Annotated in this window: 20 protein-coding genes; 13 read left to right on the top strand and 7 right to left on the bottom strand. The window is 50.6% G+C overall.

The window, feature by feature from the left end:
• Positions 1–2: 2 nt before the first annotated feature.
• The 5 genes from G367_RS0114135 to G367_RS0114115 form a co-directional block, all read right to left on the bottom strand.
• Positions 3–728 carry a DUF4159 domain-containing protein gene (locus G367_RS0114135; RefSeq protein ID WP_020413794.1) on the bottom strand — a complete coding sequence of 242 codons (726 nt, stop codon included), beginning with the start codon at positions 726–728 and terminating at the stop codon, positions 3–5.
• A 214-nt stretch (positions 729–942) separates the two neighbouring features.
• Positions 943–2,574 (bottom strand): TldD/PmbA family protein, encoded by a 1,632-nt coding sequence (locus G367_RS0114130; RefSeq protein WP_020413793.1) that lies wholly within the window; start codon positions 2,572–2,574, stop codon positions 943–945.
• 27 nt (positions 2,575–2,601) lie between these two features.
• Complete coding sequence (locus tag G367_RS0114125; RefSeq protein WP_020413792.1) at positions 2,602–3,933, bottom strand: TldD/PmbA family protein; 1,332 nt, start codon at positions 3,931–3,933, stop codon at positions 2,602–2,604.
• Between the two features lie 35 nt (positions 3,934–3,968).
• On the bottom strand, positions 3,969–5,600 hold the full coding sequence (locus G367_RS0114120) for a TldD/PmbA family protein (RefSeq protein ID WP_020413791.1): 1,632 nt from the start codon (positions 5,598–5,600) through the stop codon (positions 3,969–3,971).
• 209 nt (positions 5,601–5,809) lie between these two features.
• The gene (locus tag G367_RS0114115; RefSeq protein WP_020413790.1) at positions 5,810–7,192 is read right to left on the bottom strand and encodes a nicotinate phosphoribosyltransferase; all 1,383 of its coding nucleotides are present in this window, start codon (positions 7,190–7,192) and stop codon (positions 5,810–5,812) included.
• A gap of 297 nt (positions 7,193–7,489) precedes the next feature.
• Here G367_RS0114115 and G367_RS0114110 point away from each other — a divergent pair, with 297 nt between their 5' ends.
• The 8 genes from G367_RS0114110 (at position 7,490) to G367_RS0114075 (ending at position 14,116) form a co-directional block, all read left to right on the top strand.
• Entirely contained in the window at positions 7,490–7,945 is a 456-nt protein-coding gene (locus G367_RS0114110; RefSeq protein WP_020413789.1) for a hypothetical protein, read from the top strand.
• Positions 7,946–8,046: 101 nt separating this feature from the next.
• Entirely contained in the window at positions 8,047–8,775 is a 729-nt protein-coding gene (locus G367_RS0114105) for a PspA/IM30 family protein (protein WP_020413788.1), read from the top strand.
• Positions 8,775–9,428 (top strand): YqiJ family protein, encoded by a 654-nt coding sequence (locus G367_RS0114100; protein WP_020413787.1) that lies wholly within the window; start codon positions 8,775–8,777, stop codon positions 9,426–9,428. Before G367_RS0114105 ends, G367_RS0114100 begins: the two co-directional genes overlap by 1 nt.
• A 15-nt stretch (positions 9,429–9,443) precedes the next feature.
• Complete coding sequence (locus tag G367_RS0114095; RefSeq protein ID WP_020413786.1) at positions 9,444–11,138, top strand: flotillin family protein; 1,695 nt, start codon at positions 9,444–9,446, stop codon at positions 11,136–11,138.
• A gap of 129 nt (positions 11,139–11,267) precedes the next feature.
• Positions 11,268–11,831, top strand: a complete 564-nt coding sequence (locus tag G367_RS0114090) for a TFIIB-type zinc ribbon-containing protein (protein ID WP_020413785.1) — start codon at positions 11,268–11,270, stop codon at positions 11,829–11,831.
• Positions 11,832–12,314: 483 nt separating this feature from the next.
• Positions 12,315–12,683, top strand: coding sequence for a hypothetical protein (locus G367_RS0114085; protein ID WP_020413784.1), 369 nt, complete (start codon positions 12,315–12,317; stop codon positions 12,681–12,683).
• Between the two features lie 150 nt (positions 12,684–12,833).
• Positions 12,834–13,793, top strand: a complete 960-nt coding sequence (locus G367_RS0114080; protein WP_020413783.1) for a DnaJ C-terminal domain-containing protein — start codon at positions 12,834–12,836, stop codon at positions 13,791–13,793.
• A complete protein-coding gene (locus tag G367_RS0114075) occupies positions 13,790–14,116 on the top strand; it encodes a chaperone modulator CbpM (RefSeq protein ID WP_020413782.1) in 327 nt (108 codons plus the stop codon). The genes G367_RS0114080 and G367_RS0114075 overlap by 4 nt, the downstream gene beginning before the upstream one ends.
• Before the next feature lie 3 nt (positions 14,117–14,119).
• Here G367_RS0114075 and G367_RS0114070 read toward each other — a convergent pair whose 3' ends face one another.
• Positions 14,120–15,106 carry a glycerophosphodiester phosphodiesterase family protein gene (locus tag G367_RS0114070; protein WP_020413781.1) on the bottom strand — a complete coding sequence of 329 codons (987 nt, stop codon included), beginning with the start codon at positions 15,104–15,106 and terminating at the stop codon, positions 14,120–14,122.
• Positions 15,107–15,240: 134 nt separating this feature from the next.
• On the bottom strand, positions 15,241–16,221 hold the full coding sequence (locus G367_RS0114065; RefSeq protein WP_020413780.1) for a calcium/sodium antiporter: 981 nt from the start codon (positions 16,219–16,221) through the stop codon (positions 15,241–15,243).
• A gap of 209 nt (positions 16,222–16,430) precedes the next feature.
• On the opposite strand from G367_RS0114065, the gene G367_RS26960 reads away from it, so the two are divergent.
• The 5 genes from G367_RS26960 (at position 16,431) to G367_RS0114045 (ending at position 19,774) form a co-directional block, all read left to right on the top strand.
• Positions 16,431–16,562 carry a hypothetical protein gene (locus G367_RS26960; protein WP_281165269.1) on the top strand — a complete coding sequence of 44 codons (132 nt, stop codon included), beginning with the start codon at positions 16,431–16,433 and terminating at the stop codon, positions 16,560–16,562.
• Between the two features lie 9 nt (positions 16,563–16,571).
• Positions 16,572–16,826: a hypothetical protein gene (locus G367_RS0114060; RefSeq protein WP_020413779.1), complete on the top strand. Its 255-nt coding sequence runs from the start codon at positions 16,572–16,574 to the stop codon at positions 16,824–16,826.
• 288 nt (positions 16,827–17,114) lie between these two features.
• Complete coding sequence (gene hppD / locus G367_RS0114055) at positions 17,115–18,194, top strand: 4-hydroxyphenylpyruvate dioxygenase (protein ID WP_020413778.1); 1,080 nt, start codon at positions 17,115–17,117, stop codon at positions 18,192–18,194.
• A 15-nt stretch (positions 18,195–18,209) separates the two neighbouring features.
• The gene (locus tag G367_RS0114050) at positions 18,210–18,770 is read left to right on the top strand and encodes a VOC family protein (protein WP_020413777.1); all 561 of its coding nucleotides are present in this window, start codon (positions 18,210–18,212) and stop codon (positions 18,768–18,770) included.
• On the top strand, positions 18,767–19,774 hold the full coding sequence (locus tag G367_RS0114045; protein WP_020413776.1) for a fumarylacetoacetate hydrolase family protein: 1,008 nt from the start codon (positions 18,767–18,769) through the stop codon (positions 19,772–19,774). The genes G367_RS0114050 and G367_RS0114045 overlap by 4 nt, the downstream gene beginning before the upstream one ends.
• Positions 19,775–19,824: the final 50 nt, after the last annotated feature.

Genomic DNA, 19,824 nt, shown 5'->3' with positions numbered 1-19,824 from the left:
AATCAGCTCGTCAGTGCGTAAATAACAATGTTCACCGCAAATTTTGTGTTATCGATGGCGAGCCAGCGTTTGTTGCGGTAGTCGTAGTCCCATTCGCAGCCAAAATCTTTGTTGCTGTAGAGCACGGCGATACGGCCGTTAACAACAATGGCTTTCAGGTAGTCGTGTACCAGGTCATCACCCCAGCCATTTAATTCAAAGCTGGTTACCGGCAATTCATCGAATTGAAAGAAACAGCGGTAGAGGTCGTGATCGTCCGGGAGTTTTTTCAGGCAGTCTTTGCCAAACAGCTCGGCCATTTGCGCTTCGAAAGATTTGGCAAAGAGACCGTCGATATCGTGGTTGCAGTCGTCGACAAAAACAAAGCCGCCGCGATTCACGTAGTCGCGAAAATTCTTTGCCTCTTCCGTGGTGAACTGCACCAGCTTGTGTCCGGCCAGGTAGCAGAAAGGCGCCAGCAGCATTTTCTTATCGGCCAGCGGCACTATGTGCTCTTTGGGATCAACCCTGAGATTGGTGTATTCCACCAGAGAATTGAGCAGGTTGGAGGGCATGCGCTGGTCCACATCCCAGTCACCGGACTCGTACATCAAGCGGGTGAAATAGAAATCGTAGTGCTCCTGTGCACTACCCGGTGCGGTATTTTGCGCGCGTGTACCCAGCGGCAGCGCTGCGGCGCAGCTACCCAGGATCAGGCGCTGAAGAAAAGCCTTGCGGGTGAGGGACACGGGATAACTCTGTTACTGCGTTGGTTTTTATTGTTGAGAGCAAAGGAAAGAAGGTGCTCCGTTCGAGACACGCTGTAAATACATCCCTGTACGCTCGTAATTGGCATCCATGCCTCATACGGACTCGAACGGAGCACCTTCTTTCCTTCTACCCATTTATTTTCAATGCTGGGAGCTGACTGGTTTGCTGGCCAGCTCCCGCCTGGATCATTGGTTAGCCCAGCTTGCGCTTGGTGTTAATCACATTGATACCGTCGAAGCGTGCAGTGGAACTACCGTGGGATACCGCACTGGTTTGCATCGGCTGTCCCTTACCGTCAAAGAAGGAACCACCCAGGCGGTAATCATCTTTGTCGCAGACCTGCGAACAGGCATTCCAGAATTCCTGGGTGTTGGACTGGTAGGCGACATCCTCCACCATGCCGGTAATCTTGCCGTCTTCAATCTCGTAGAACAGCTGTCCACCAAACTGGAAGTTGTAGCGCTGCTGATCGATGGAGAAGGAACCGGCACCCACAATATAAATGCCTTTCTCCACATCCTTGATCATATCGTCGACGCTCAGCTCCTCCTTGCCAGGCAACAGCGAAACGTTGGACATGCGCTGGAATTGCACGCTGGACCAGCTGTCGGCGTAGCAGCAGCCGTGGGATTTCTTTTGCCCCAGCATATGTACCTGGTCGCGGGTGGCCTGGTAGTTCACCAGCACACCGTCTTTTACCAGATCCCAGTTGCGGGTCTTCACGCCTTCATCGTCGTAGCCGACGGCGCCGAGAGAGCCGGGCTGTACCTTATCGGCAAACAGGTTGACCTTGTCGCTGCCGTATTGGAATTTGCCGCTGCGCCATTTATCGATAGTGGCGAAAGAGGTACCGGCAAAATTGGCCTCGTAGCCGAGCACGCGGTCCAGCTCCAGTGGGTGGCCGACGGATTCATGGATGGTGAGCCACAGGTGGCTTGGGTCCAACACCAGGTCGTACTTGCCCGGTTTGACCGATTTAGCCGTGAGCTTTTCCTTGGCTTGTTGCGCCGCCAGACGTGCGTCTTCGGCCATATCGTAGGAATCGCGGTAGAGCACTGTCTGCGCTTGGATCTTGTCTTCGGCGCGGCCATCCAGGTATTCAAAGCCGCGTCCTACCGGCTGGCTGAGGCCCTGGCGGGTGCGGAAGCCGCCGGTTTTCTTGTCCACTGCGGTAACCGAGAAGGGCGCCCACAAACGGTGAACATCCTGGTCGATATAGGAGCCGTCGGTAGAGGCAAAATACTTTTGTTCATTCACCAGGTACAACATGGAGTTGATATAGCTGGCGCCGGCATCCATAGCGGACTTGTTCACGTCCATCAACAGATCCACCTTGTCGGCCAGGGGGATCTGCATAGCGTTTTTCTGGATGGGTGTCTGCCAGCTCACCTCGCCGTGGCCTTTTACCGGAGCCAGCTGTACTGGCTCCTGCTGGTATTTGGAGTTGGCCTTGGCCGTGGCTACTGCCTGGCGGGTGGCGCGAGCGACGCCATCGGCTGTCAGGTCATTGGTGGCAGCAAAGCCCCAGGTGCCGTTGGCAATAACCCGAATCCCCATGCCGATAGATTCGGTGTTCACCACGTCCTGCACTTTCATCTCGCGGGTGATCACGTATTGATTCAGGTAGCGACCAATACGCACATCGGCATAAGTGGCGCCGAGTTTAGTGGCGGTATTCAGAGCTACATCGGCAAATTCTTTTTTTACCGAGAGATCAATACCGCTTTGGGTCAGTTTGCTCTCGGCCACCAGATTGCCGGACAGCGGCAACATGGAAACACCCAGGCCGGCACCGCTGAGCTGGAGAAATTTTCTTCTATCCATTTCGTTATCCTCGATGGGTGCTGGCGGTTAAACGGCGTCGGAAAGGCTGCTGAAAGTAAAATCGCGTACTTTCAGTGCGGGAATCATGGCTGATATGCCCCACATCCCCACTCGCTGGGGTACGCCCATATCCTCAATATTGTTGAGCATGATTACCGGGCTCTCGTTGAAGCGGAAGTTCTTCACCGGGTATTTGATCTTGCCGTTTTCGATATAGAAGGTGCCGTCACGAGTGAGGCCGGTGAGCAACATGGACTGCGGATCGACCATACGGATATACCAGGTGCGGGATACCAAAATGCCGCGGCGGGTATTTTTGATCAGTTCTTCGGTGGATTTATCGCCGCCCACCATAATCAGGTTGTTGGGCTCGGGGACCACTTCGCCTTTGCTTTGCTCGGCCCAGTAGCGACTGCGCGCCAGGTTTTTCACCACGCCATTTTTCACCCACTCGATGCGTCCAAGCTGCATAAAGTCATCGTCGGTCCAGGGTTGAGCTGGCACATCGAGACTGGTGGGGTCGGAGTAGAAATTTACGCGCTTGTCGAACATCTTCTCGCCGGTACGGTTGCCGCCGCCCTTTTTGCTCATAAAGCTGCGGCCTTCGTCGGCACTGCGCGCATCGAAGCCGCTCATCATGTAACCCACCAGGCCGGACACCGCATTGGGCTCCAGGATCACGGTGTACTTGCCCGGTTCCAGGGCGTGGGCTTCCTGGGACAGGACCGCCTTGTCGATGGCCACAGAGGAAGTGCTGCCAGTATTCATCGCGCCGAAATCGGTAACGTCACTTTCAGCCCAACCGGAACCCAGGCCATTCTCGGTGCGCATGGTTACGGTGAAGTTGGCAGAGGTAGAAGCGTGGTAACCGAACAGGCCTTTGCTGGTGGCGACTGCCGCAAAAGAGCGCTGGTCTTCCAGGTAACCTGCGGCAACCACTTTCTTTTCCTTGGCTGCAATAATGGAATCTGCCGCAGCCTTGGCGCGCTGGTCTGGAGTGATATCTGCGGTGGACTTGGCGAAGCCGTCTACGCTGACATATTTCTGCGGTCCCAGCATCGGCATGGCTTCCGGGTTTTCCGGAGACAGCTTGGCCAGCTCTTCGGCGCGACGCATCACTTTTTCCAGGGAGGCATCGCTGAATTCATTGATGGTGGCCACACCGGATTTCTTGCCGAAACGGGCCTCTACAGCCAGCTCGATATCGTTGACGATGCCACTGGTGGAAACACTGTTGCGCGCGTAGCGAATATTGCCGGTCTCGCTGCCGGCCAGTTGCGCGCTGGCTTCATCGGCGCGGCTGTATTTTAAAACCTTGTCGAGAATACGCTTCGCTTCACTTCTACTCAGAATTGCCATTGCCTTTTCTCCAATTACTTATTCTTGTGCGCCCTTCAGGAAATCTTGCGCTTGGTATTGATTACATTAATTTTGTCAAAACGGGTGGTGGAGCAGCCGTGGGATACGGCGCTCACCTGGCTGGGCTGGCCTTTGCCATCGAAGAAGGTTCCGCCCAGGCGGTAATCACTGCTGTCGCATATCGCCGAGCAGGAATTCCAAAATTCCTGGGTGTTGGACTGGTAGGCGACGTCCTCAACCTGGCCGACGATCTCCCCGTTTTTGATCTCGTAGAACAGCTGTCCGCCGAACTGGAAGTTGTAGCGCTGCTGATCAATGGAGTAGGAGCCGCGCCCGACGATGTAAATGCCTTTTTCCACATCGCGGATCATGTCTTTGGCTGAGTACTTCTTCTCGCTCGGAGCCAGGGAGACATTGGGCATGCGCTGGAATTGCACGCTGGACCAGCTATCGCCATAGCTGCAGCCGTGGGATTCCTTTTGGTCGATCATATGTACCTGATCGCGGGTAGCCTGGTAGTTCACCAGGATGCCGTCTTTTACCAGGTCCCAACGCTTGGTTTTAACCCCTTCGTCATCATAAGCGACGGCACCGAGGGAGCCCGGTTGTACTTTGTCGGCAAACAGGGTGACTTTGTCGCTGCCGTACTGGAACTTGCCGCTGCGCCACTTATCCAGGGTGGCGAAGGAGGTTCCCGCATAGTTGGCCTCGTAACCCAGCACGCGGTCCAGCTCTAATGGGTGGCCTACAGATTCGTGGATGGTCAGGCATAGGTGCGAGGGTTCCAGTACCAAGTCGTACTTGCCCGGATCGATGGATTTAGCCGAAAGCTTGGCCTTGGCCTGCTCTGCCGCGAGCACCGCATCCTCGGCCATATCGTAGGAGGCTTTGTAGAGCGTGGTCTGTCCGCGAATCTTGTCTTTATCGTGGCCAGCCAAGTATTCATAACCTCTTCCCACTGGATCGCTGAGGCCATTGCGCGTTTTGAAAGCACCACTCTTTTTATCTACAGCGGTCACCTGCATGGGCGCCCACAGGCGGTGGATATCCTGGTCGATGTAGGAGCCGTCGCTGGAAGCAAAGTATTTCTGCTCATTGACTAAATACAAGGAAGAGCGGATATAGCTGGCTCCGGCTTTGAGTGCACCGTTATTAACATCCATCAGGAAATCGACTTTCTCACTGATGGGCACCTGCAGGGCATTCTGTTTGATCGGTGTCTGCCAGGAAACCGCGCCTGCGCCTTTAACCGGTGCCAAGCGCACTGGCTCGGTCTGGTATTTCGCGTTGGCCTTGGCAACCGCAACCGCCTGGCGTGCGGCGCGGGCAACGCCATCGGCAGTCAGATCGTTGGTGGCGGCGAAACCCCAGGTGCCATTGGCGATTACGCGGATACCGGCGCCGAGGGATTCCGTATTGACGATATTCTCCACGTTGGTTTCGCGGGTCATAACGTACTGATTGAGATAGCGACCGATGCGCACATCGGTATAACTGGCTCCGGCTTTGCGCGCCGTATTCAGCGCGACATCTGCCAAGTGTCGTTTGTGCGAGCTGTGCATGCCCTCATTGAGCAGTTGCTCGGCGCTGACCTGAATGCCCTGTAGTGGTAATAAAATACCACTGGAGCCGACGCCGGCGATCTTGAGGAATTTTCTTCTTTCCATTGGCTACCTTTATCCCCCCAATAGGGTTTGGGGGTGTGCTTATTGTTATTGTGCCCGATACATACAAGAGGCCCGGCCGGGCGCCTTGTCCAGACAACAAACCTATACAGGTAACAGGCCATGATTGCTTTTGTAAAGTGTTGGTTCGGTGAAATGAGGTTTGCTAGGGGCAAATGGTTACGGAAAGAGGAGGCGGATGAATCAAGTTGCTAGATGGCTGCGCGTTGGCGTACCTCAGAAAAAGTCGTTTCTGTAAGCAGTTTACCATTACGAAACACTGGTCTCAGTAAATTCTTGTAATGATTTACATCCTCCAGACGAATGGTTCTGAAGTCGCCATTTTCGCATTGAATCAGGGCCAGGCGTCCGCGCTTGGATTTTTTCTCTGGCCCTGTGCGCGGGTCCTTGTAGATGTCCCGCCAGATACCATTGATGCGAATAGCACTGGCTTTCATGGCAAAGCTCATTAAATCCCTATCGACTTTTTGCAGCAGCCCGCCTCCCATACCGAAAGCTACATTCTCAGCACTTTGCTTATGCTTCTGCATTGCCTGCAGTATTTTGGGAATAGTGAAGCGAGAGATGCTATCTCCCTGGATAACACGAATATACTCAGGCAAAACACGGTAACCTTTGCTGTTGATGTGAGCTCCAAATATATGCATCAATCGCTCTATACAATCGACAACGATCTGCACAGGGTTGCCGGAGTCTGGGCGGATAACCAAGGTCCCACCACTGTTTTGAATCGTGTTTTTTAATTGGCCACCCCAGATATTTTCCACTGCGTGCCATAAATCATAGCTATCACTGACCACAGCAACGGTTTTATTTTTACCGGAAAAATGCTGCAGAATGTTTTGATAGGCCAATGCTTCCCCATCTCGGCCCCACGCGGTGATGGTGCTATGCTCTGCCGCCGGAATAGAAAATCCGGGCATATCGGCATGGTAAAAATTTCTCGCACCTATTATTCCCGAGAGAGTATCTGTTCCGTGAAAATTCACCAGATGAGCCATACCGCCCAACATGGCACTTTCCAAGCTACTGGCCCCACGCGCACCGAAATCGTGTAATTGGAAGGGGAGACTCTTTTGGCTGTCGGCCGTTTGCTGTAAATAATGCGCAATGAGTTTTTTAATTTCCCGGCTCTGTGTGGCGACAGTACAGGGATACCAGAGAGCACGCACTAGTGCGGTCTCAAGATAACTGGTCAACCAGAAACAGGATGGGCAGGTATTAACAATTTGTGCCATGACATTGTGTAAAGGAATGATGCCTCCCTCCTCTACAGCACAAATCTCTAAAGGCAGCAGTCCTCGATGTTTACTGACGATATGTTCCCAGCCTGCGCGATTAAAGGGCAAACCGTGGGTTTCTAGTAGCTTTTTTGCCTCTTCGATATTGGCAATTGTGATAGGTCTTTGTAGGTACTGCTTAATAAAAGCTTGTAAACCAAAAAATACCGTTTCAGAAAATTCCCCGCCGCGGCACTCGATATAGCTGCTAATAAATTCCGTACCTGGTGGATATTGCAGGTAGTGGCTGGCTTTATAGCTATCGACATTGAGAATCAGGTTTTCTATCGACATTACATCCGTCAGTTGGCGATGGAACTACTGGGTGTGTCGCCAAAAGCCCGTTTCTGGGTGTGGGAAACAAAAATATTTTTGCGGAAATTCATCTCTGTTAGGATGTGTAAATTAAAACAACTGGCGGTAATAAGAACAATTCCTTACAAAAGTCTCCTGAATTATAGATAGCACAGTTACTAGCATAATATTTTCCTGCGTCGGTTGGTTCTGCCGTACTAACAAGCCATATGAGTTTTAATTGACCCTGTGCATAGTGGTGTGTACTTTTGTATACATGGCAGGTAAGGGATCATTATGCTCAATAAAACACAATCTATATCGGCACGCCTATCGGCGGAAGATTATGCATATTTGATGTCGATTGATCGCAATGGGGCGGTCACCCAAAGTGAAAAAGTACGCGAAATTATTGCAATGGCGAGGGAGTCTATTGGCGGGGATTGTCTTTCCCGCAGCTATCTCTCCTCTGCAGAGGCCATGCTGCCATTAAAGGCTCGTTATCTGGAGGAAAACCAGCGGAGTCTGTTGATTGAGGCGGTAATGGAGTTGCTCACAGAAGGTGCCGCCATTATCAAAGTTTGTGCGGGTAAAGAGCCAATGGCACCGGAATTGGAGAAAGACTTGTTGCCGAGTGTCGAGGCTTTCCTGGAAAAAATGTTGCTGATGTCACAACAGAGTAATCCACGGAGCATTCACCGTGATTCCGCCGTGAGAATTCGTGAATGCCTAGAAGGTGAAACTGCGGAATAAGTATCCGCACAAATGAGTTTTATGCTTAAACAAGCAGCAGTATTCATCTTGAAATAAAAGCGGTAATTCAGCAGCCCGTTTTGGGAAGTAATTAATAAATTTTGTCAGAATTTGAGGGACTTGGTCTGGCTTTATTGGAAATTGAAATAGTAAAAGGAAAGATGATCTTGAGAGAAGGATTAATTAAGCGCATTTCACGCTTAATCTCTGTGTCTGCGAATTCAGTCGTGGGCTCAGTTGAAGCCGCTGCGCCAGAGTCAGTAATGGAACAGGCAATTCGGGATGTGGATGATGCGATTAAGGATGTGCGAGGCCAGCTAGGGAAAGCAGAGGCATCTAAGTATCTAAATAGTAGAACGTTAAACGACGAAAATACACGTCATAAAAATTTAGCTGAACAAATTACCATCGCTATAAATGAAGGTCGTGATGATTTGGCTGAAGCCGCCATTGCCAAGCAAATGGATATTGAGGTGCAGCTTCCAATTTTAGAGAAAGCGATCAGTGAAAATGAGATAGAAATAAAGGAGCTAGGCTCCTATATTCTTGCTCTGCAAGGTAAGAAGCGGGAAATGCGTGAGAAATTGCAAGAATTTATCGCGGTCAATAAAAATGTAAGAGGTAGCGTTGTTGCTGATGAATATGGTAGGGATAGAAATTCGAAAGCCCAGGTAGAACAAGCTACAGATGCATTTAATCGAGCAATAGATAGTACAGCTATATCGACATTTGATTCCGAAATAGATGCCAGCAAGTTAGCAGAGCTTGAGGAGTTTGCACGAAAGAATCGTGTAAAAGAACGTTTAGCCAAAATTAAGTCGGGGGGCTGATGATATTCTTGTTGCAAGATCAAAACCTGATCTTCACTGGTGCGCTAATTTTAATGTTTATGATAGCGCTTCTTGAAGGTGTGATGACATTGATTGGTGTTGGTATTTCAGATCTACTCGATAACATGCTGCCGGATATTGATATCGATGGGCCGGATGGTGGTGCAACAGGTGGATTGACTAAAGTTTTGGGCTGGTTGCGCTTTGGCGAAGTACCAGCATTGATTCTTTTAGTGGCATTCTTGGTTGGCTTTGGTGTTACCGGTTTACTGATCCAGGTGTTTGTTGAGTCTACTTTGGGTCTGTTATTACCGGGCGGCCTGTTGGCCCTGGTAGTTTTTTTCCTGGCGCTGCCACAGGTGCGCTTTGTTGGTAATTTACTGCGGCGTTTCGCTGTCGGTGATGAGTCTGAAGCGGTGAGAAGAAACTCCTTTATTGGCAGAGTCGCGGTAATTACTGTCGGTAAAGCCGAGGCAGGATCACCCGCAGAAGCACGCTTTAACGATGAATATGGCACCACGCACTATGTGATGGTGGAGCCTGATGAGAGTGAAACTTTTAACCAGGGGGAAAAGGTGTTACTGGTAGAGGAGTTGGGTGTGCATTTCCGTGTGACTCGTCCAACCAGCGAGCACCTGATGGAAAGTAATTAACTGGAGAATCTAGAAGTGATAGGAAACCTACCCATTGTAGTATTTATTGCCGGTGCAATACTGGTTGGCCTGATTGTAATCGGTACCATTTTCGCGCGGCTTTATACCCGTGCCTCTAAAGAACGTTCGTTTGTACGTACCGGCATGGGCGGGCAAAAAGTCATCATGAATGGCGGTGCATTGGTATTACCGGTTTTACATGAAATTATTCCGGTAAATATGAATACCTTACGTCTTGCGGTATCCCGCAAAGAGCATCAGGCGCTAATTACCAAGGACCGTATGCGCGTCGATGTGCTCGCTGAGTTCTATTTGCGTGTAAAGCCCGATGTCGAGGCGATAGCCAACGCGGCACAAACTTTAGGCCTGCGTACTTTGGACCCCGAAGCCTTGAAGGAAATGATTGAGGGCAAGTTTGTCGATGCGTTGCGCTCTGTGGCCGCTGAAATGGAAATGGCGGAGTTGCATGAACAACGCAGCCAGTTTGTACAAAAAGTACAACAGGTGGTTTCTGAGGATCTGTTGAAAAACGGACTGGAACTGGAGTCTGTTTCTTTGACCGGCCTGGACCAGACTCACAAAGAGTTTTTTAACCAGGATAATGTCTTCGATGCTGAAGGCCTTGCCAGCATGACCCGTTCTATTGAAGCGCGTCGTAAAGAAGTTAACGACGTTGAGCAAGAGACTATGGTACAGATCGAGAAGAAAAATCTCGAGGCAGAGCGTCAGAAACTGGAGATCGATAAAGAAAAACGCTACGCACACTTGGAGCAGCAGCGCGAGTTGGAAAATCGTGAAGCAGCACAAAAAGCAGATATCGCCCGTGAATTGGCTGCACAAGAGAGAGGCGCACGTCAGGCGGAGATCGAAGCTCAGCGTGAGGTTAGCCAGTCCCAGATTGCTGCAGAGCAGGCTACAAAATTGTTGGAGATTGAAAAGGAACGTCGCCTAAAGGAACAGGAAATTGAACGTGAACGTATCCTTGATGAGCAGCGTATCTCCAAAGAGAAATCTGTAGAAATTGCGGAGCAAGAGCGGGCAATTGCTGTTGCGGAAAAATCCAAAGAGCAGTCCCAGGCAGACCAGCAGGCCAACGTTGCACTGGCTGAAGCGGTAAAAGCAGAAGAGCAGGTGCGCACCGCCAAGGACGTGGAAGTGGCAGAGCGTGATAAACGTATCGAGATTATCGAAGCCCAGAAAGTGGCTGAGCGTCAGGCTACCGGTATTAAAGTAATGGCCGAAGCGGAGAAGTCAGCTGCAGAAGATAAAGCCGAAGCACTTCGCCTGCAGGCTTCTGCAGAGGCAGAGGCAATTCGTATTAAGGTTGAAGCAGATCGTGAGAAATATGCGGTGGATGCTGAAGGTCAGCGTCTGATGAACGAGGCATACAACAGTCTCAATGAAGCTCAGATTGCACTCAAGAAGGTGCTGAGCCTGCATGAGAATCTGCCCAATATTATCCGTGAGAGTGTTAAACCGATGGAAAGTATTGAGGGAATGAAAATTATTTCTGTTGAAGGTTTAAATGGTGTGGAAGGTCGTGCGTCCAGTGGAATTCTGGATGGAGAATCGGAAGCTAAAGGCCAAAGCCTGCCGGAAGCTTTAGTCGGTAGCGCTCTGAAGCACCGAGCGATGGCCCCTTTAGTGGATTCTCTCTTGAAAGAAGCGGGTGTAGGTAACTTAAGCAACCCCGTTGAGACTGAGGTTTAATATTTTTCAGATTTTGTAGATAAATGTTATTCAGGCTTTATTTACAAGTTTATCAACTGATAAAAACTCTAATTTATCAACCCAGGTCTTTAAAAAAAACCTGGGTTATTTTCTTAGGGAAAGGAAATTATGAAACGCTGTACCAGTTGTAAAAAAGGTGTGCTCAAACCAGTTGTTATTGAGGAGTTGTTTCGTGCACATACCTGCTCTAGCTGCGGGGGAAACTGGATTCTGGTTGAAGACTATCTGACTTGGAAAAGAAAAACCCCCGAATATCATTTTTCAGATAACTTAGATGTGCTGAATGAAGTGGTGGCAGAAGATACCAAGAAAGCTATTTTATGTCCGGTAACAGGCATGATCATGCAGAAGTTAAAAATTACTGCAGGCAGTGAACACCGTTTAGATTATAGCCCTGCAATTGGTGGTATTTGGCTGGATAAGGGAGAGTGGGAGCTTCTGAAGGCTGAGGGGCTTGCTGCTTCTCTGAACTCTCTAGTCACTCATGAGTGGCAGAAAAAGGTTAGGGATACTAAAGCACAAGAGACTTTTTCTGAAGTTTATCGGAGCAGATTTGGCGAAGAGCTATATGAGAAAGTAAAAGAGGTCCGTGAGTGGTTGCACTCCCAAGAACAGAAAGCGGATATGCTTGCCTATTTGATAGCGGAAGACCCTTATTCTGCCGAGCGCTAGTTGCTAGTTTTTATAGTGTTATTGATCTGGGGGCAAGATTCACTCCTGTCCCCTTTAGCTAAATAATTGCTACCCAATTGTTATTCAAGTTGACTGTTGTTGGCTCGCTTCTTGATGGCATTAAGAATCACTAAGATCGATTATAAGATCGCTTTAATTATGATATAGAAGCTGCCTACATTTTTGTGATTGAATTTCTTCGTTTCTAAACGAGACGATAGGCTATCTAAGAATGGGAATTGTTTTCCTTATTTAATCGAGGAAAGCCTCATTGTCACCTAAATCATCCGTCTCTGGATTTTCTAAATCAATGTTTTAATAGTAAAAAATATTTGTATGAAATTGATAATTTGTTCTCAATTTTTTTTCGAGAGGATTTTGTAGGCGTCTTTGAAAATTAAAATCTTGATGTTAATCTAATTTAGGTCGCTAATTTGTTTAACTGTGACAATTAACATATAAAAAAATAATTGAGTTAGGAAGATGACTATTAAAAAATTATTCTTAGCGGTTTCTTTAATTGTTTGTTCTTTTACTGCATTCCCTGCATTTTCTGCAGATCTGGTGTGCAACCTTAATGTGAAAGCTGGAGGAAGTGTATTTGGTAATGGCACGAACCGCTGTGGTGGCCTCGATTTCAGTTTTGGGAATTCAACTTCGGGAAGCTGGGAAATTACTAATATCACCAAGTCTATTGATCGTATTAATTGGGTGAAAGGTTGCAGCTCGGGCTTATACTGTTCCGTGACAGTAAGGGCTTATTCGCCTAACCAAGCTGAAGTCTATATACATTATGTTGATGGAAGTATTGAATACTTGGAAGGCTCAATGTTTTACGAAACTGGACATTAAGTTAGTAATTTAAGTTAGTAATTTGGCGCCGATTGTTCTATCGGCGCTTCTATCTATCAGTGGACATCTGCTTAATCAGATAATACTCACGCCAATTTTCTCGCTTCAATTACATGGCGAACCCTCTCATCATCGGCTTTTATTAAAGCCATGGAATACAAGGACTATTACAAGATTCTCGGTCTGGAGCGAAACGCTGATCAGGCGGAGATTAAACGTGCCTATCGAAAGCTGGCACGTAAATATCACCCGGATGTCAGTAACGAGGAGGGTGCAGAAGAGCATTTCAAGGAGGTAAATGAGGCCTATGAGGTGCTTAAAGACCCCGAAAAGCGTGCAGCCTATGATCAGCTAGGCGCCGGTTATCAGTCTGGACAGGACTTTCGGCCGCCTCCAAATTGGGATCAGGGATTTGAGTTTCATGGTGGTGGTTATACCAATGCTGACCCAGAGGCTTTTAGTGACTTCTTCGAAAGTCTTTTTGGCCGGGGTGGATTCAGCCAGGGTTACGGTGGCAGGCAGAGGCGCCAATTTAGTGCCCAGGGAGAAAATACCTATGCGCGAATTGCCATAGACCTGGAGGATAGCTACCGCGGTGCCACCCGCCAGATCACTCTGAAGCACTCGGTATTGGGTGCGGATGGGCGCCCACATATGCAGGAGCGTACCCTCAACGTAAAAATTCCTAAGGGTATTACTGAGGGGCAGCAAATAAGACTGGCAGGACAAGGTGAACCGGGTATTGGTGAGGGGAAGCCGGGTGATCTGTATCTGGAGATCAACTTTAATCCCCACCCTCTTTATCGTATTGAGGCTAAGACCGTCTACTTGGAACTGCCTCTTGCACCTTGGGAAATCGCATTGGGCGCTAAGGTACAGGTGCCAACACCAGAGGGGGCGATCAAGCTGACAATTCCAGCTAACAGTGAAAATGGCAAAAAGCTTCGCCTTAAAGGCCGCGGCATTCCCGCCAAACAGCCGGGGGACATGTATGTTGTGTTGCAGACGGTAACACCGTCGGCGTCTACAGATGCACAGCGCGATGCTTACCATAAATTCAGCGAAGCGTTTGAATATAACCCGCGTAAGTCTATGGGGGGTTGGGAGTGAGGATCAAAAAACTTGAGCGGGTGACCGGCATCCTCTTGGATGAAGATAGTGAGCTAAGCCTGAGCGAATTGTGCCGGGCTTGTGGAGTTCCTGCAGAGCGAATAATTGCCCTGGTGGAGGAGGGTGTAATCGAACCCCGCCACCGGGAACCACAGTGGCGCTTCAGTGGTATCTGCGTGCGCCGAGTTCGGCGGGCATATACCCTGGAGCGTGATTTAGGTGTCAATTTGGCCGGTGCGGCTCTGGCTATCGAATTACTAGAGGAAATTGAGAGGTTACAGGCACACTTGGCGCGGCTAGAGGCGCGCCACAGGCGTAAATAATATCTAGCGCACTGATCGCATGTGTGGACCTATAACCTCAATTTTTTCAATCCAAATGGCCCCACTGTAATCTTGTGGCAAGTAGTCTAACTCCTCCGGTTCATAGATACCGGCAAGGCCCCGCTTGCCACCTTGGTGATTTACCGCCATAACCAAGCTTCCCACCTGAGCTACCCGCGCAGAATAGCGATTGGGCCAGCCCCAAAGGGCCCATTTCCAAGTGTTGGGGGCAACCACTATGCTGTTGCGGCAGGCATCAGGCATGTAGCCACTCCAACCAATAAGCACATATTGCAGTGCACATTTCTTTGCACTGGTCTTGCTGAAGGCTAGTGCGTTTGGTCGTAATTCCCGGATCCTTTCTATTGGGCGGGTACCCCCATAAACCATCAGGCGGGAGTCAGTGAGTAATTGGTGCTGGCGTAGATAGGCATCCAGTCGGTCTGCTTCCGTTGGGTCATTGCTTTTTATATTGATAAGGAATTGTCGATTCGGGAAGTGTTGCAGAACCTCCTTTAAAGTAGGTAGCTGTCCAATACCTTGGCCGCGAAAGGGAAAAGTTTCACCACCATCGAAGGTATAGCCGTAGCCAATATCGAGCTTCTTTAAGTCTGCGAGGGAATGTTCCCGAGTAACGCCTTTTCCATCTGTACGGCAATCCAGGGTCCAGTCATGAAAAACGGCAAACTCACCATCAGTGGTGGGGTGAATGTCTAGTTCAACAATATTTGCACCGTGGGCAAAGGCAGCCTCCATGGAGGGTATAGTGTTTTCCAGGTAGCTGTGTTCAGGTCGGAATATACGAATAGCTGTGCAATCGTCACGTCCCAGGTTATCGCGATTGTAGGTTTGGTAGACTCCACGATGGGAAATCAGGATGGGGTCCCCCTGGGGAGCCGGTGCCAGCCAGGAAGCATTGAGTAGATAAATCACCCCAAATCCGAGAAGAGAAGTCAGTACTCCAATTTTGATGATAGGACCCCGCCCCATAAAATTGTCTCCGTATTTCCTGTTGAAGGTGCGCCAATACTAGCTGGCTTTGGCTCAAAAAAATGGGCGCTGGGAGGGCAAATTATGGCGAATTGAGGCGGGGAACAGGGCGGCTGGAACCGCCCCGGATCTGACTAGAGTGCGGCCTTCGTGATAGTAACAGTCAGGTAACCAGTGTAGACAAGGTAGGCCGTCAATAGTGCGGCGCCTTCCCACCGATTGATACGTCCCTGGCCGCGGAAGCCGTAGGCGAATATAAATAAAGCAATGGTGAGGCCAATCACCATGGGCCAGTCCCTGGACAAGACTTCAGGGGGTACGCTCGACATAGGTGCAATGGTTCCGGCGATACCCACGACTGCGAGCAGGTTAAACATATTGGAGCCGACCACATTGCCGATAGCGATATCGTGTTCGCCTTTGCGTGCCGCAACTATAGTAGCGGCCAGCTCTGGCAGGGAAGTGCCGAGAGCAACGATAGTAAGACCGATAACCAGGTCGCTGACTCCGAGGGATTCAGCAATCGTAACCGCGCCCCATACCAGCATGCGGGAACTGATAATCAATAAGGCTAGGCCGGCCACCACCCAGAAAATAGCCCGGCCGAGGGGCATGGAGTGCTCCTCCAGTTCGCCAGCTACTTCGCCTTCTAATTGATCGCCCTTGTTACGCAAGGCCGAGAAAACACTCCAGCCGATGAGGGCGAAGAAGCCCATAAGCAGAATAACGGCTTCCCAGCGCTCCAGTTTGCCATTCCACAGGAATGCGCCACCTAATAAGGTAATTGCCAGCAATAGCGGCAGTTCCTTGCGTACGATTTTTGAGTGCACCGTAAGGGGAATAATGAGTGCACTCAGGCCGAGGATCAGGCCGGTATTGGCAATATTGGAACCGTAGGCATTACCCAAGGCGAGACCGGGGCTGCCGTCCAAGGCGGCAATAGCGGAAACCACCATCTCTGGTGCGGAGGTACCGAAGCCAACGATCACCATGCCGATCAATAGTGTGGGCATTCCGGCATGTTTGGCAGTGGCTGCAGCGCCTTCTACAAAGCGGTCAGCACTCCAAACCAGCACAACAAAACCGGCGATAATGGCGAGAGCGGCAAGAAGCATAGGCGATCCTCAATAGTGGGCATTCAGATTGGGGCATTGCCCGACAAACGGGTGGCGATTGTACCGGCTCTCTGCGCTACAAACAGGGTGTTACCCCGATCAACGGCGCGATAAGTGAAAATAAACGTAAATGTCCCGCCAGTCAGACGGTTCTGCTGCCAGTGTGAACTACAGTCAATGCATGGCCCGGTAAATCTGCGGGGTGACCTATGGGCAGCGCACTTTGGCGCGGCGCCTCGTTCAGCTGGTGGAGATGTCGGGTAAATCTACGCGGGTCGCACAAAGCAATGCGCGGCAGATTCCGCGATATCCATGTCACCGGCCACTCGCCGGGTATCTAGGAGGCCTATATGCAACTCAAAGCTTCAATTGGAATACTGGCCGCGGCGCTGGTGCTGACCCTGTCCGCTTGCGAACATCGCAAAAAGGAAGAGGAGATGGACAAGAAAGGGATGGCGACCATGGAGACTGGATGTTGCCAGCACGCAGAGAGCGCCTGCGCGAGTGATGTCACCAAGTCTCAATGTGACCAGATGAGCGGCAAGTTTCACAAAGACCATATGTGCCGCACTGATAATGGTAAGTGTGCCCGTAAGGAGCGCTAGTGATATCGGGTGTGGTTAGAGGCTCATAGGCTAAGGCCACACCCGAATTCCATCCGCTCAATACATTTCCCCATTATCTTTCCCTGATTGGTCATTTCCTGTCTTTTATTTAACTCTCCATCTGAACAAATCTCTGTGACTGAAATAAACCTCTTGGTAACCGCTCTAGGGTCCAATAACAGGGGCCCTTGACATTAGTTACATCTGCAACTAACTTCGTTTGCGCTTTAAATCCACAATCCGCAGCCCCCATCAAAGGCGCTGCGATGATAAGAAATGGAGGACCGCATGGCGGACTTATTTGAAAACCCGATGGGTCTTAACGGCTTCGAATTCGTAGAGTTTACTGCGCCAGAAAAAGGTATCCTTGAAACCGTATTTACTGCCATGGGCTTTGAGAAAGTCGCCCGCCACCGCTCCAAGGATGTTGAGCTGTGGCGCCAGGGTGATATTAACTTTATCACTAACTACGAGCCCAACAGCCACGCCTATTACTATGCCCAGGAGCACGGCCCCTCCGCTTGTGGCCTGGCTTTCCGTGTGAAAGACGCAAAGTTCGCCTATGAAGAGGCCCTGCGTAAAGGTGCACAACCTGTACAGGTGAATACCGGCCCGATGGAGTTGCACTTACCCGCGATTAAGGGAATTGGCGGCGCTACCCTGTATTTGATCGACCGCTACGAAGATGGCGAATCCATTTACGATATCGACTTTAATTGGGAAGAGGGCGTCGATCGCCGCCCTGAAGGCTGTGGTTTCCATACCCTGGACCACCTGACCCACAACGTATATCGCGGTCGTATGGACTATTGGGCCAAGTACTACGAAGACCTGTTTAATTTCCGCGAGATCCGCTACTTCGATATCAAAGGCGAGTACACCGGCCTGCTGTCCAAGGCTATGACCGCGCCCGATGGCAAGATCCGTATCCCGCTGAACGAAGAAGCGGCCGGTGGCGGTGGCCAGATCGAAGAATTCCTGATGAAGTACAACGGTGAGGGTATCCAGCATATCGCCTTCGCCTGTGACGACTTGATTGCCTGTTGGGATCGCCTGAAAGAGCGCGGTATGGAGTTTATGACTCCGCCGCCGGACACTTACTATGAAATGCTGGAAGAGCGCCTGCCCGGCCACGGTGAGCCCACCGAAGAATTCCAAAGCCGCGGCATCCTGCTCGATGGCACTACCGAAGGCGGACAGCCGCGCCTGCTGCTACAGATCTTCTCCGCCAATATGCTAGGCCCGGTATTTTTCGAGTTTATCCAGCGCAAGGAAGACGAAGGATTTGGAGAGGGTAACTTTAAGGCCCTGTTCGAATCTATTGAGCGCGACCAGCTCAAGCGCGGCGTCATTAAAGAAAAGGAATAAAAAACGGAGGCTTCAATGGGTATTAAGCGCATTCACCACGTGGCGTATCGCTGCAGGGACGCCAAGGAGACCGTGGAATTCTACCGCGACCTTCTCGGTATGGACTTCCAGCTGGCCATTGCCGAAAACGAGGTACCCTCAACCGGTGAGCCGGACCCTTACATGCATGTCTTTATGGATGCGGGTATGGGGAATGTGCTTGCCTTCTTCGAAATCCCCAACTCTCCAGAGATGGGGCGCGATGAAAATACCCCCAAGTGGGTGCAGCATATCGCTTTCGAAGTGGAATCTATGGAAGAGATGCTAGCGACCAAAGAAAAGCTGGAAGCGGCCGGGGTCGACGTGCTCGGCCCTACCGATCACACTATTTTCCAGTCGATCTATTTCTTTGATCCCAACGGCCACCGTATCGAGCTGGCCGCCAATACCGCCAAGCCTGGTATGCACAAGGAACTGAAGCGGGTTGCTGAGGATATGTTGGAAGAGTGGTCTCGTACGAAAAAAGCCCCAAGACATGCCGCCTGGATGCATGGGGAAGAAGAATTTGTGGAAAAAACTGAAGGGGAGGCACAGTGAAGTTAGCCAGCCTTAAATCCGGCCGCGATGGTCAACTGGTTGTTGTCAGCGACGATCTTACCCGCATGGTGCCGGCCGGCGATATTGCCCCAACCATGCAGAGTGCGTTGGACAACTGGGCATCAGTCAGTGGTGAGCTGGAGAAACTGCACGAGCGCCTGCAAAACGGTGAGATCCAGGGGGAGACATTTGATCAAGCCCTGTGCGCTTCACCTCTACCACGCGCTTATCATTGGGCCGATGGCAGCGCTTACGTGAATCATGTTGAGCTGGTGCGTAAAGCCCGCGGTGCAGAGGTACCGGAGAGCTTTTACAGTGATCCGCTCATGTATCAGGGCGGTTCCGATACCTTCCTGGCTCCGCGCGAGCCGGTGAAGATGCCGCAAAGCAATGGCTTTGGCATCGACTTCGAAGCAGAAATAGCCGTGATTACCGACGATGTGCCTATGGGGGTGTCCGCCGAGGATGCGCTGTCCCACATCAAACTGATAATGCTGGTGAACGATGTTTCCCTGCGTGGTTTGATTCCTGCGGAATTGGCTAAGGGGTTTGGCTTCTACCAATCCAAACCCTCCAGTGCTTTCTCACCGGTATGCGTGACTCCAGAGCAGCTGGGTGAAAACTGGCGTGAAGGCAAACTGCACTTGCCACTGGTTTCCCACCTGAATGGCGAGAAGTTTGGTGAGCCCAATGCCGGAGTGGATATGACGTTCCACTTTGGCCAGCTGGTTGCCCATGCAGCCAGAACCCGCCCACTTTGTGCGGGCACCATTATTGGTTCCGGTACTGTATCCAATAAGTTGGATGGTGGCCCTGGTAAGCCTGTCGCAGAGGGTGGAGTCGGCTACAGCTGCATTGCAGAGATCCGTATGATTGAGACCATCCAGAATGGCTCAGCGAGCACGCCGTTTATGGACTTTGGCAATAGCATTGCTATCGAAATGCTCGATGATAAAGGCCAGTCAATTTTTGGTCGTATTGAGCAGACAGTGGAGAAGGTTTAATACCATTTTTTTGCGACGGCTTATACCATAGAAAGGGGTACCCGATGGGG

Source organism: Microbulbifer variabilis ATCC 700307, from assembly GCF_000380565.1.
GTDB lineage: Bacteria > Pseudomonadota > Gammaproteobacteria > Pseudomonadales > Cellvibrionaceae > Microbulbifer > Microbulbifer variabilis.
This window is presented reverse-complemented; position numbering and strand designations above follow the sequence as displayed.